A 12168-nucleotide genomic window follows, 5' to 3' on the forward strand; every position below is an offset into this window, starting at 1 on the left:
ACGAGCCGCGGTGGTCCGTCAGGGCCGTTTCCGTTGCACCCTGCGGCGGCTACCGGGCGTTGCGCGCGTTCACCACGCAGCCAGCAGTGTCCGGTCAGGCAGATGGCATTTGAAAAACCGCGCTTTCGCGCGGTTTTTTGTTGCCCGTTTTTAATACCCGCGACCCCGAGCGCCGTTCGTCACCCCGTCTTCGCCAGCACGCCCCGCAATGTCGATCCAGCTGTATCTCTCTTTTCTCGCCGCCGCGCTCGTCCTTGTCTACACGCCCGGTCCCGTCAACGTGCTCACCATGAGCCAGGCGCTCCACGCCGGCTGGCGCCGCGCGCTGCCCTGCGTCTGGGGCGGCACGCTCGCGGTGCTGCTCCAGCTCGCGCTGACGGCGCTGTGCCTCAATTCGCTACTGCTCATTAGTGAGCATTCACTTACGTTGTTGCGTTGGCTGGGCGCGGCCTATCTGATCTGGCTGGGGTGCAAGCAGTGGCGCAGCCGCTCTTTGACGGGCACGGATGCGCCTGCCGATGCCGACGATGCCTGCCGTCGCGATTTGTTCTGGCGCGGATTCGCGACCTCCGGGCTCAATCCGAAGACCTTGCTGTTCTTCCCGTCGTTTTTCCCGCAGTTCATGAGCGCCGATGCGCCCTGGAGCGCCAACCGTCAGTATTGGCTGCTGGCGGCGACGTTCGCGCTGCTGTTTGCGGGCGGCGTGGCTTCGATGGCGCTGTTTTCGCACCGGCTGCGCCACGTGCTGCAGCGGCCGAGGCGCATGCGTGCCGTGAACCGCCTGATGGGCAGCCTGCTTGTCGGAATGGGCGCGATGATGGCCGGCTTGCGCTGAGCGCGCAGGCGGCGGATGGCTCGCGCGAGGGTGCGCGAGCCGGCTGGCCTGACGCCGGTTTGGCGCGCGGCGGCGCTTAAGGCGAGGGGGGCGATGCGGCCGGCGCTGCAGTCGACGTGGCGGCGGCAGCTGATGGCGTTGCCGAGTCCGCTGCCACGCTCTGGGTGCCGGAGGCCGACGCGAGCGTTTGTGCCGCCGCTACGCTAGCCGACGCCGCCACGGCCGCAGACGCCGCCGCGGGCATCGCCGCATTGTGAGTGGTCACACTCGTCGCGAGCCCCGCAGCCTGCGGGTTTGCCGCAGCCGGCGCCGGCACGCCCATGATCGCCGCCGCAGCCGCAGCGCCGTGGTCGACCGGTGCGGATGCGCCCGGCGCAGAGGCGGCGGGTGCCGGTGCCGCCGTGGCAGGCGCCGGCGCAGACGCGGGCGCAGCCGGTGGCGCTGTCACAACCGGCGCGGCAGGCAGTGTGCTGCCATGCAACACCGCCGCGCCCGTCGCCGCAGCCGCCGCGGCGGCTGCCGGCGCAGCCGACCCGACCGTGGTCGCGGCGGGCGCGGCGCTTGCCGTGACCGGCTCAATGGGCGGCGGCAACGGCGAAATCTTGATCGCGCCAACGCCCGGCACAGGCTCGCTGCGCGCCGAAGCGCTCAAATAGCGCCCCACCAGATCGAAGAAGCGCGAGTAAAACGGGCCCGACTGGATCGTCTCGCTCGAAATCTTCACCATTTCGTCGCTGTTCGAGCGGATCGGCAGCGAAACCGACCCCAGGATCGAGAGCCCGACGCTCGCCGAGGTATCGCTCTTCTTGAGCGCGTAGCCGTTCTGCACGGCGTTCACGTACACCATGCTGGTATTGCTCGCGTCGCCCGGCGTGCAGACGACGTGCACCTCCACGACGATGTGCTGATCCATCGTCGGCTGGAAATTCTTCGTGGCGTCGACGGTGTCGTTGCGCGTCATCGTCGTCATGTAGCCCTGGCTCAGCAGCGCGCGGCGCGACGACTCGCAGGCGTCAGTGCTCGCGTAGTTGAAGCTGCGCGAGAACTGGCTCGGCGCCGTGCTCAGCAGCTGATCTTCCTGGAACTTGGGCTTGGGCGACGAGCACGCGCCGAGCGCAGCAGCGAGCGTCACCGTGGTTACGGCGAGGGCGGCGCTGCGAAGCTGGACGGGCAAACGAGGGACAACTTTCAAAAAACGGGACATGTTCGGGGCAAACAGGGCAGCAATGCGGCATTGCATCGGACGGCATGCATTGTAGTTCGGTTCCGCTGCGCACGACCGAACGCTCGTTTTTTCGAGGGATTTCGAAAGCCGGACGAAGGCGTCCCGAAGCTTACATCCCACATGACGAAAAAAACGGGCTTCCGCCCAACGCGAAAGCCCGTGCCAACCCGGCGCCCGGGACAGCGAGCGGAGAAGAGCACTCGCTGGCGTGCGCCGCAGCCGGGTACCGCCGGCTGTTCCTGTGCGCAGTGCGCTAAATCGTCGGGCCACACTGGCCGCCGCGCCCGCAACGCGGCGTCAGTGTGGGCTCACTTCATCGGTTCGTTCCGTCGACTTACTTCGTGCCGACCGTCGTGAGCGGCTGCCACTTGCCGTTCACGACCTTGTAGACCGTCACGCCGCCGTATTTGAGGTCGCCGTACTGGTCGTAGGCCAGCTCGTTCGTGGTCACGCCCTTCATGTTGGTGGTCTTGAGCGAAGCGAGGTAGATGTGCGGATCGGTCGAGTTCGCTTTCTTCATGGCGGCAAACACGGCGCGCGTGCCGTCGTACGCGTACGGCGAGTACAGTTCGACCGGCTTGTTGAAGCGCTTGGTGTAGCGCTCGACGTAGCGCTTGCCGCCCGGCATCTGGTCGAGCGGGCTGCCGCCCGACGAAGCGAGCGCGCCATCGGCCGCCGGACCGGCGATCTTGATGAGTTCGTCCGAGTGCATCATGTCGGGGCCGATCAGCGTGGCCTTGATCGCGAGCGACTTCATTTGCTTGAGCATCGGCGCGGCCTGGGTGTCGGCGCCGCCGTAGAAGATCGCGTCGGCGTCGGCCGACTTGATGTGCGTGAGGATCGAGCGGAAGTCCACGGCCTTGTCGTTGGTGAATTCCTGCGCGACCACCGTGCCGCCCGCTGCCTTCACGGCCTTGGCGAACTCTTCGGCCACGCCTTGACCGTAGGCCGTGCGGTCGTCGATCACGGCGAAACGCTTGAACTTCAAGTCCTTCACGACGTACTCGCCGAGCACGCTGCCTTGCTGCGCGTCGGACGTGACGAGGCGGAACGTGGTGGGCAGCCCCTGGCGCGTATAGGTGGGCGCGGTGGCCGTGGCGATTTCGGGAATGCCGGCCTTCGCGTAGATCGGCGAGGCGGGAATGCTGGTGCCCGAGTTGAAGTGACCGATCACGGCCGCAACGCCGTCGTCCACGAGCTTCTGCGCGACGGTCGTGCCGGTGCGCGGGTCGGCCTGGTCGTCGTAGGCGTCGAGCACGAAGCGCACCGGCTTGCCGCCGATGGTCGGGTTCGTGGCGTTCTCGTCGTCGATCGCCATTTGCACGCCGCTGCGGAAGTCCGCGCCGTAGTGAGCCTGGCCGCCCGTGAGCGGGGCGGCGAAGCCGATCTTGACGTCGGTGGCCTGGGCGAGCGCGCCGGCGCTCCACAGGGCCGCGACAGCGGCAAGCACAACGGGCGCGCGCAGGCGCAGATGGGGTTTGCTTGGGTTCATTCTGGTTCTCTCCTCAGTGGTCTACGTTTTTCATGGGCGCAGCCGGGCCCGCACCGCGTTCGGAGCGCGCGGCGTGCCTTTTTGCGCAGGGGTGAAGCAAAAGGAACCGGCCGCCGGATGGCGGTTTGCCGGGCGAAGCCGTTGCGCACGCAACAGCCCCGGGACGGCCCGGTGGATACGCTAAAATTGCTTGGTTTTCAGATGCTTACAGAAACCTATACAGTCTCCAGAGAAGGAAACGGCACAGTGGGAATGGCTGGCGGATCCGTACTGTCAGCATAAATATCCAGAAGTGATTGGATTGTATCCAATTCTGGCAGGCAAAAATATTGACGACAACACTTTTTCGTCGGACGGCGTTCGTCCGTCCGGCGCCCACGAGCTCATGACGACAGTGCAGGCCAAGGAAGACCAGCGATCGCTGCCTCAAACGATCCGCGACCAGCTGCGCGACGAGATCCTGCGCGGCGTACTGCCGCCCGGTGCGCAGCTGCGCCAGGAGAGCCTGGCGGAGCGCTTCGGCGCGAGCCGCATTCCCGTGCGCGAGGCGCTGCGCCAGCTCGAGGCCGAAGGGCTCGTGAGCTACCAGCTCAATCGCGGCGCGGTGGTGATCGCCATGTCCACGCAGGAGATCTGCGAGCTGCTCGACATTCGCGCGGCGCTGGAGACCTACGCGGCGAAGCTCGCGGTGCCGAACATGGTGGCCGGCGACATCGACGTGATGAAGCGCATTCTCGCGGCGTACGACGCCGCTTCGTCACCCGCGGAGTGGGCCGAATGCAACCGCCAGTTCCATCTGGCGCTGTGCGCGCCAGCGAATAACGCGCGTCTGCGCAAGATGATCGAGGAGTACTGCCTGAGCACGACGAATCGATATCCGCATCTGCGCATGTCGCTCGATACGGAGAAGAACGAGGTGCAAAGCGATCACTACGCGATCGTCGACGCCTGCAAGCGGCGCGCCGTGGATGAAGTGGTGGCGCTGATCGAGCGGCATATTCTCGATACCAAACGCGAGGTGATGGCCGCGGCGCGGCTGGCTGGTCTGGATAACTAAGCGTTTCTTTTCGCTGCGCAGATGGAAAAACGGCGAGCGCCCCGTGAGGGACGCTCGCCGTTTTCTTCGCAGCAAACTTACGTGTGGAGCGCTGCGCTTACACCGCCATTTCCGGCGGCGCCTGGCGGAAGCACCGCGTGATCCAGCCGAGGTACACGAGGCCGAGTACGAACCAGACCACGCCGAGCACGATGGCGGTCTTTTCGAGGCTGCACAGCAGCCAGATGTCGGTCACGGCGCCGATCAGTGGGAACACGAGACCGCCGAGCAGCCCGAAGCCACGCGTGCCCGCAGCGCCGCTGAAGTACTGGCGGATCACGCACAGGTTCACCGAAGTGAACGCGAGGAACGCGCCGAAGTTGATGAAGGAGGTGGAGGTGGCCACGTCGAGTTTCAGCGCGATCAACCCGACGACACCGGCAATCGCAATGTTGATCGCAGGCGTGCGAAAGCGCGGGTGGATGTAGCCGAAGATCGACTTCGGCAGCACTTCATCGCGGCCCATCGCATAGAGCAGACGCCCCACGCTGGCCTGCGCGGAGATGCCCGAGGCGAACTGCGCGAGGATCAGGCCCGCGAGGAAAATCGTCACGAAGATATCGCCGCCCACCTTGCGCGCGATTTCGAATGCGGCCGAATCGGGGTCCTTGAAGACCGCGCCCGGATGCGCGAGCTGCAGCGTGTACGCGGCGATCACGAAGATCGCGCCGCCCACCAGCGCGATCAGCACGATGGCGCGCGGAATGGTCTTTTCAGGTTCGATGGTTTCCTCGGTGAGCGTGGAAACGGCGTCGAAGCCGAGGTACGAATACGCGGCGATCGCGGCGCCCGCCATCGTGGCCGAGAGCGGCACGTGCGGCTGGAAGAACGGCTGCGCCGTGATCAGGCCGCCCGGGCCCGCGGCCGCGGAGGCGTAGTGCAAGCACAGGACTACGAACATGGCCGCAATGCCGAGCTGCACGATCATCAGCACGATGTTGAAACGCGCCGCGAGTTCGATGCCGATCACGTTCAGCGCACTCGTGAGCACGATGAACGCGACGATCCAGATCCACGTAGGCACGCTCGGGAACGCCGCGCCAAGATACGCCGCGCCGATCAGCCAGATCACCATCGGCAGGAAGAAGTAATCGAGCAGTGTGGCCCAGCCGATCATAAAGCCCAGGTGCGAATTGAAGCTCTTGCGCGTGTAGGTGTAGGCCGAACCCGCGACCGGGAAAAGGCGCGCGAGCTTGCCGTAGCTGAGCGCCGTGAACACGATTGCGACGAGCGCGATGAGATACGCGAGGGCGGCGGTGTCCTGGCTCGCGCCGGCGAGCACGCCGTAGGTGCCGTAGACGATCAGCGGCGCCATATAGGCGAGGCCGAACAGGAGCACGGACGGCAGGCCGAGCGTGCGCTTCAGGTGAGGTTCTTGAGTGCCGCGTTCATGCGACGGCGAGGTAGGCTTCATGATGCAGTTGTCTCCTGGGTGCTGCGGTTCTGGCAGGCATGGGCGAGCCTGGCGAGCCGCGAGAAGCGGCTTGCCGGATCGCTGGTTGCCGGGCTTGTTACCGGGTTTTGCTGCTTGACGCTGCTAAGGCCATTAGCGCGTGCGCGGCCGGATACTGAGCGAGCGACGGCCTTGCGCGTCGTTCTCGTCCGCGAGATTGAGCGCAATGCGTGCGTCGTGCAGATAGCTGTAGTGTTCGCGGCTTTGGGCGAGCAGCGCGCGATCCACCTTCGCGTGCAGCACCGCGTCTTCGTTCTTCAACTCGCAGAGCACGTCGCCGAACGGGCTCACGAGCGCCGTTTCGCCGGGGAACGTGAGGTTGTCGTCGCCGTCGCCGGTGCGGTTCACGAGCGCCGCGAACATCTGGTTCTCCATCGCGCGCGCAACGATCGCGCGGCGATGCACGGGGCCGAATGGATCCATGTTGCCGTTCGTGACGACGAGCATTTCCGCGCCGAGCGAGGCCACGGCGCGTGCCGTTTCGGGAAACTCGATGTCGTAGCAGATCAAGAGGCCAACGGTCGTGCCCTTGTATTCGCACACTTCGAAGCGGTCGCCGGGCGTGAACACGCCCACGTCCGTGGCCCACAGATGCGTCTTGCGGTAACGCAGCGCGATGTCGCCGCGTTCGTCGATCAGCACGGTCGTGTTGTAGAAGCGGTCGCCGTCGCGCTCGGCGAGGCCGACCGCCACGCCGATGTTGGCAGCGCGCGCGGCGTCACGCACTTTGCTCAAAGACGGACCGTCGAGCGATTCGGCCACATCGCGCACGTTTTCGCGGGTGGGAAAGCCCGTGAGCGTGGCTTCGGGGAAGACGATGAGATCGCTGCCTGCGCGGCGTTTGGCCGTAGCGTCGAGTACGCGGGAGAGGTTGGGAGCGACTGCGCCGTCCACGACCGGGATCTGCGCGAGTTCGAGTTGCATGCCTGTCTCCTTCCTTATGTATTACGTAAAGCACCGCGTGGGCGTCTGGAGCGGCTATTATCTCCACGTTATTTTTGTCGAGAAATTACCCTGCAGGGGTACCCTGATCGGAGGACCCATGGAGCCCCTCATGGAACTGGACTGGCAGGACCGTGCGTTCCATCACCATATCGCGACGCTGATCGACGCCCTCGACGGCCCCGACTTCTGGACCCGCATGACGCGTGTGGTCGAGCGCTTCGTCGCGTTCGACAACTGGGTTGCGCTCGTCTTCCGGCGCGACCGCGCGCCGCTCGTATGCGCCGAGTCGCCTATGCCCGACGGCACCGTGGATCTGTTGTTCCGTGCGTATCTGGAGGGGATGTACCTGCTCGATCCGTTCTATCTGAACGCGAGCGAGAAGCCGCGCGCGGGGCTCGTCACGCTCGCCGAAGTCGCGCCCGACAATTTCAGCATGACGGACTATTACCAGCGCTACTTCAAGAGCAACATCATCGGCGACGAAGTGCAGTTCAACGTGCCGCTCGACGAAGCGCGCACGCTGATTTTCTCGCTAGGCGCAAAGCACCATTACACGGAGCGCGATATTGCGCTGTTCGCGATGTTCGCGCCGTGGGTGGTCGCGCTCATGAAGCAGCGGCTCGCGTATGAGACGTTTGCCGAGGGTGTCGCCGAGGCGGTCGCGTCGGATGTGGCCGAAGTCGACAGCGCGGCGCAGCAGGGGCAGTTGAGCGAGGCGGGCTTCGCCAGCCGCATCGAGGCGGTCACGCAGCAAAGCGGACGCGTGGCGCTCACCGCGCGCGAGATCGAAGTGGTGCGTTTGAGCCTGAGCGGCTTTTCCACGCGTGCGATTGCGGAGCGGCTCGAAATTTCGTTCGAGACCGTGCGTGCGCACAAGAAGCATATTTACGCGAAGCTCGGCGTGAGTTCGCAGTCGGAGTTGTTTGCGCTCTTCTACGAGCCACTCGGGCGCGTGGGCGCATGAGCGCCGCGCGCCTTTGACGGCGCGCGTCAGAACTCGACGAGCGCGAAGTCTTCCTTGCCCACGTCGCAGAGCGGGCAGCGCCAGTCGTCGGGCACGTCGGCCCAGCGGGTGCCGGGAGCGAGGCCGTCGTCGGGGGCGCCTGCGGCTTCGTCGTACACCCAGCCGCAGATCACGCAGACCCATTGCTTGAGGCCGTCGTCGGCGCTGGACGCAGCCGTCGAGGCGCTTGAGGGTGCCTCGAGCGCGGCGCCTTCGGGCGGGCTGTCGAGCGCGACGACGAGCGGCGCTGCGGTGCTCTCGCGTTCAGCGAGCTTGCTTTGCAGCGTGGCGAGCAGCGCTGCGGCTTCGTCGGTGGTGAGGTCGATCCAGTACGGGTCGCCTGCGCCGTCATTCAGGCGTTCGGGCGAGAACTGGATTTCGAGGGCGACGCCTTTCTTGTACATAAGCGAAAACGGTTGGCTTGATGCCCCGGACGCGCTGCGCTTACAGGAAGTAGCGGAACAGCAGCGAGGCCGCGATGCCGACAGCGCCGATCAGCGCGAGCATTTGCAGGAGCGAGATGGACTTGCTGGACTTGGCGTTCGAAGCGGCGGGACGGGTGGTGGTGTTCATAGGGTGATCTTGCGGCGGCGTGGGTTGCAGTCTCGATTGCGCCCCGAAAAATCGCCATCATCGGCATGACGGCGGCAGAGCGCGGCGGGGGAGTTTCGCACGATTTCGCATCGACGGGGGCATTTGCGCGGCGACTGTGCGCACGCGCCGCAGATTTCGCCCCCGGCAACCTGCGCCGCACAGCGGGACTGATTATCGCCGCTAATGCGGCCCGGATTCCTGAGCGCACGGAGATGGTTTATTTCGCAGGCGTTGAGAGAAGCCGCTCACAACTGCAGCCAGCGCCGTTCGACATACGAAAACAGCCAGCTGACCGGCACCGCGCAGGCCATGCCGATGGCGACCTGCGCCACGCGAAAGAGCGCGACGTCCCACACCGGCCCGTTCATGGGCACGAGCAGCACGATGGTGGTGGTGATCGCGCCCAGTCGCGCGGCGGTGCTCACGCTCAGGCACCAGCAGCCGATGATCACCACGCTCACGGCGACGAGGTAGGCCGCGAGATTTTCCGGGCCGAACGCCGCCGTTGCGAGCCCCACCGCGCCGCCCGCAATCGCGCCGATGAACTGGTCGCGCGACTGCGCGAGCGTATCGGCGTAATCGTGCTGGGTCACGGCAATCGCCGTGATCGCGGCCCAGAACGCCTGTTCGGTGTGGAGCGCGCGGCCGATGCTGTACGCGAGACCTGCCGCGCAGACGGCGCGCAGCGCCATGAGCGTGCCTTGCGCGGCGCGGCTCCTGAGCGGCAGGCGCTTGAGCGCGCCCAGCGCCGATTGCTGGAGTGAAGTGAGATAGGCGTAGAGGTTGTCTTGTGGGTCGTGCATTGCGCGTGATCGGTCGTAAGGAAAACGTGAGGCCAGGCGGGCGCGCTGCCAAGCATATCAAGCCGTGTTTGCCGTGTGCGGATCGTCGGGCAGGCAATGCATGCGCAACGGCTTCGCCGCGTGGCGCAGGTCGCGCTCGACGGCGCGCCGCGCGCCTTGCGCGTCGCGGCGCTTGAGCCGGTGCATGAGGCCTTCGTGCGCATCGTCGAGCGTGCGCGTGAAGTCGGCGTCGTCGAACAGCAGGTTCGAGATCGGGCCCACCTGGAGCCACACCGTTTCGATCAGATCCACGAGCAGCGCAGATCCGCTCGCGCGATAGCGAATTTGATCAAATTCTCACGCATACAAAAAAGGCGCGATGCCATCCAGCATCGCGCCTTTCGGCAGTCAAACAAAACGTGCGTTATTTCCTGTCGATCGAGATCGCTCCCGGACCCGTCACTGCGAGTGCGAGCAGGCCGCCGGCGATGCTGATGTTCTTGTAGAAGTTGATCATGTTCGCCATTTGATCGGCGCCCGTCATGGTCCAGAAGTGATGGCCGATGAAGGCGGTCGCAACGGTATAGATCGCGAGCAGCACGGCGAGCGGCCGCGTGTAGAAGCCCACGAGCAGCAGGATGCCGACCGCGAACTCCATGATCACGGCGATGACGGCCGACAGCATCGGCACGGGCGCGCCCACGTGCGCCATGTAGTCGACGGTGCCCGAAAAGCCGGTGATCTTGGACCAGCCGAACAGGATGAACAGGGAAGTCAGCAGAATGCGCGAGACCAGCAGCACGACGTCGTTGCCCGGCCCGAACAGGTTGTATCGCATGGTTTTTCTCCGAAGAAGTTTTAAGCAGTTCACTACGTATCAGTTCGCGCTTTGCCGGGCGGCGGGCCGCTCTCAGAGAGCGGACCGCCGCGCGCCGGACTGCGCCAGCATAACCTCAGGCGCAACGCCGAAGTCAGGACCACAGCTCCGACACTTCGATATTACGCAGATCGAACACCAGGACCTCTGCATCGTGTCCGTCGCTGAAGCTCAACTCGCGCTCGGAACGGATGCGCGCGCCATCGCCTTCGCCCAGTTCCACGCCGTTCAGCTTTACGCTGCCGCGCGCCACGTGAACGTAGGCGTAGCGGTCGGCGCCCACTTCGACCTTCGCCGTTTCCGCGCCGTCGAGGCGGCCGGCATACACGCGTGTGTCCTGGCGCAGCAGCAGCGAGTCTTCGGCGCCGTCGGGCGAGAGGATCAGGCGGAACTTGCCGCGCTTCTCCTCATCGGCGATGTTCTTCTGCTGGTAGCGCGGCTGCGCACCCTTCACGTTCGGCGCAATCCAGATCTGCAGGAAGTGCACCCCTTCGTCGGCCGAGTGGTTGAACTCGCTGTGCGCGACACCGGTGCCGGCGCTCATCAGCTGCACGTCGCCGGGGACGATCACCGAGCCCGTGCCCATCGAGTCCTTGTGCTCCAGCGCGCCTTCCAGCACGTACGAGAAGATTTCCATGTCGCGGTGCGGGTGCTTGCCAAAGCCGCGAGCCGGGGCCACGCGGTCGTCGTTGATCACGAGCAGGTCCGAGAAGCCCACTTGCTTCGGATCGTAGTAGTTGGCAAACGAAAACGTGTGACGCGAGCTGAGCCAGCCATGTTCACCGCGGCCGCGTTGGTCTGCCTTGCGAAGTTCGATCATTTTCGTCTCTCTGTGTGAATCGTTTCGATTCAGTTGACTGGTTGCGATGAAAGAATTTTAGGTCAATCAAATCGACTTGAATCGACGTAAAATACGACTCACTGTCACATTGAAGTGGACAATCGGAATGCAACTCGACGACATGCGGATCTTCGTGAATACCGTAGATGCGGGTAATTTTACGGCGGCAGCCCATCGGCTGCGGCTTTCCAAGCAGTTCGTGAGTCGGCGCGTGGCGGCGCTGGAGGCCGATCTGGGTGCGCGCCTGCTCGTGCGCAACACGCGCAAGCTGGCGGTCACGGACCTCGGCCAGGACTTCTACGAGCGCGCGAAGCGCATCCTTGCGGACGTCTCGGAGGCCGAGCAGGCCATGTCGGACCGGCGCAGCGAGCCCCGCGGCCTCCTGAAAGTGAGCGCGCCGATGTCATTCGGCATGGCGCACCTTTCGCCGCTCGTCGCCGAATTTCTGCGCGAGCATCCGGACGCGCGCTTCGACATGGATCTGAGCGACCGCACCGTCGACGTGATCGGCGAGGGTTTCGACATGGCGCTGCGGATCGGCCGCCTCGCCGATTCCACGCTGGTCGCGCAAAAGCTCATCGACGTACGCATGATCGCCTGCTGCAGCCCGGGCTACCGGCGCCGGCGGCGCGCGCCGCAAACGCCCGCCGAGCTCGCGCAGCACGCCTGCCTGCCGTACGGGCAGCAGGGCCGCGCGCCGTGGGAATTCATCGTCGACGGCGTGCGCACGCCTTTCGACGTGCACGGGCCGCTGCGCGCGAACAACGGCGAAGTGATCCGCGACGCGGCCATTGCCGGGCTCGGCATCTGCTATCTGCCGGACTTCATCGTGGCGGGATCGGTCGATGCGGGCTTGCTGGTGGAGGTGCTGGAACCGTTCATGCCGCCGCCCAACGCGCTCCATGCGCTGTACCCGCAGCATCGTGAAGCTTCCGTGACGATCCGCGCATTCACGCAATACCTGCGCGAGCGGCTGGCGGCGCGTGCGGCAACTGCGCGTGGTGGGGCGCTTTGACGCAGCAAGC

The 12168-nt window shown here is 65.3% G+C and carries 14 protein-coding genes; 4 read left to right on the forward strand and 10 right to left on the reverse strand.

Annotated features, from left to right (window positions below; translation table 11 throughout):
- Window positions 1–208: 208 nt before the first annotated feature.
- Entirely contained in the window at window positions 209–835 is a 627-nt protein-coding gene (locus AB4Y42_RS22235; RefSeq protein ID WP_368688641.1) for a LysE family translocator, read from the forward strand.
- 76 nt (window positions 836–911) lie between these two features.
- On the opposite strand, the gene AB4Y42_RS22240 is transcribed toward AB4Y42_RS22235, so the two are convergent.
- A complete protein-coding gene (locus AB4Y42_RS22240; RefSeq protein WP_368695369.1) occupies window positions 912–2009 on the reverse strand; it encodes a DUF2242 domain-containing protein in 1098 nt (365 codons plus the stop codon).
- Between the two features lie 385 nt (window positions 2010–2394).
- Window positions 2395–3552 (reverse strand): branched-chain amino acid ABC transporter substrate-binding protein, encoded by a 1158-nt coding sequence (locus AB4Y42_RS22245; protein WP_368695370.1) that lies wholly within the window; start codon window positions 3550–3552, stop codon window positions 2395–2397.
- Window positions 3553–3937: 385 nt separating this feature from the next.
- On the opposite strand from AB4Y42_RS22245, the gene AB4Y42_RS22250 reads away from it, so the two are divergent.
- Window positions 3938–4609, forward strand: coding sequence for a GntR family transcriptional regulator (locus AB4Y42_RS22250; protein ID WP_368688638.1), 672 nt, complete (start codon window positions 3938–3940; stop codon window positions 4607–4609).
- 97 nt (window positions 4610–4706) lie between these two features.
- Here the strand turns inward: AB4Y42_RS22250 and AB4Y42_RS22255 are convergent, their stop codons facing one another.
- Both AB4Y42_RS22255 and AB4Y42_RS22260 read right to left on the reverse strand, forming a co-directional pair.
- Window positions 4707–6062, reverse strand: coding sequence for an APC family permease (locus AB4Y42_RS22255; RefSeq protein WP_368695371.1), 1356 nt, complete (start codon window positions 6060–6062; stop codon window positions 4707–4709).
- A gap of 132 nt (window positions 6063–6194) precedes the next feature.
- A complete protein-coding gene (locus AB4Y42_RS22260) occupies window positions 6195–7025 on the reverse strand; it encodes a carbon-nitrogen hydrolase family protein (RefSeq protein ID WP_368695372.1) in 831 nt (276 codons plus the stop codon).
- A gap of 130 nt (window positions 7026–7155) precedes the next feature.
- Here AB4Y42_RS22260 and AB4Y42_RS22265 point away from each other — a divergent pair, with 130 nt between their 5' ends.
- On the forward strand, window positions 7156–8010 hold the full coding sequence (locus tag AB4Y42_RS22265; RefSeq protein WP_368688728.1) for a response regulator transcription factor: 855 nt from the start codon (window positions 7156–7158) through the stop codon (window positions 8008–8010).
- A 26-nt stretch (window positions 8011–8036) separates the two neighbouring features.
- On the opposite strand, the gene AB4Y42_RS22270 is transcribed toward AB4Y42_RS22265, so the two are convergent.
- The 6 genes from AB4Y42_RS22270 to AB4Y42_RS22295 all read right to left on the reverse strand — a co-directional run bounded on the left by AB4Y42_RS22270 (window position 8037) and on the right by AB4Y42_RS22295 (window position 11122).
- Complete coding sequence (locus AB4Y42_RS22270) at window positions 8037–8453, reverse strand: rubredoxin (RefSeq protein ID WP_368695373.1); 417 nt, start codon at window positions 8451–8453, stop codon at window positions 8037–8039.
- A 40-nt stretch (window positions 8454–8493) separates the two neighbouring features.
- A complete protein-coding gene (locus tag AB4Y42_RS22275; protein WP_281282727.1) occupies window positions 8494–8622 on the reverse strand; it encodes a hypothetical protein in 129 nt (42 codons plus the stop codon).
- 266 nt (window positions 8623–8888) lie between these two features.
- Window positions 8889–9446, reverse strand: a complete 558-nt coding sequence (locus tag AB4Y42_RS22280; protein ID WP_342919072.1) for an FUSC family protein — start codon at window positions 9444–9446, stop codon at window positions 8889–8891.
- 57 nt (window positions 9447–9503) lie between these two features.
- A complete protein-coding gene (locus AB4Y42_RS22285) occupies window positions 9504–9770 on the reverse strand; it encodes an FCD domain-containing protein (protein WP_368688727.1) in 267 nt (88 codons plus the stop codon).
- A 79-nt stretch (window positions 9771–9849) separates the two neighbouring features.
- Complete coding sequence (locus tag AB4Y42_RS22290) at window positions 9850–10263, reverse strand: DoxX family protein (protein ID WP_042268447.1); 414 nt, start codon at window positions 10261–10263, stop codon at window positions 9850–9852.
- A 133-nt stretch (window positions 10264–10396) separates the two neighbouring features.
- Complete coding sequence (locus tag AB4Y42_RS22295) at window positions 10397–11122, reverse strand: pirin family protein (RefSeq protein ID WP_342919069.1); 726 nt, start codon at window positions 11120–11122, stop codon at window positions 10397–10399.
- A 127-nt stretch (window positions 11123–11249) separates the two neighbouring features.
- Here AB4Y42_RS22295 and AB4Y42_RS22300 point away from each other — a divergent pair, with 127 nt between their 5' ends.
- A complete protein-coding gene (locus AB4Y42_RS22300) occupies window positions 11250–12158 on the forward strand; it encodes a LysR family transcriptional regulator (protein WP_368695374.1) in 909 nt (302 codons plus the stop codon).
- Window positions 12159–12168: the final 10 nt, after the last annotated feature.

Origin of the sequence: Paraburkholderia sp. EG286B (assembly GCF_040965655.1) — a bacterium.
Classification (GTDB): Bacteria; Pseudomonadota; Gammaproteobacteria; order Burkholderiales; family Burkholderiaceae; genus Paraburkholderia.